The sequence below is a fragment of the Neisseria sp. HMSC074B07 genome, assembly GCF_001810355.1.
Lineage (GTDB): Bacteria > Pseudomonadota > Gammaproteobacteria > Burkholderiales > Neisseriaceae > Neisseria.
The window spans coordinates 1-384 of record NZ_KV800909.1; the positions used below are offsets into that span (position 1 = coordinate 1).

Consider the following 384-nt stretch of genomic DNA (forward strand, 5'->3'; position numbering starts at 1 on the left):
GTCGCCGCTGCCGTTGTATTCGTAGCGGACCAGCGGGCTGCCGACCCGGACCGCTTCGCCGAAGACCGGCAAACCCTCCAACAGCGATACCGACAGCAACCGCATTTTGGGCGACTGTTCGTCCGCCACATTGCCGAAATTCAGCGAGAACACCCGGCCGTTGCCGTCGATGACGTATTGCGGCAGACCGGTCAGCGGATGATAAACGAAACGCTGATGGTTGCCGTTGGCGTCTTCCATCGCCACCAGCGGGAAGAGGGTGGCGTCTTCGTCCGAACCGTCTTCCGCGACCACCAAAGGCGCAAAACGCAGCGCTATCGAACCGTCCAGCGAAGCAATGACATAATGCCCGTCCGGATTCTTGCTGAACCAAATCTGTTCGCT

The 384-nt window shown here is 59.9% G+C and carries 1 pseudogene; it reads right to left on the reverse strand.

From position 1 onward, the window contains the following. A pseudogene (locus HMPREF2726_RS14610) lies at window positions 1-384 on the reverse strand (RHS repeat family protein); the annotation flags it as partial.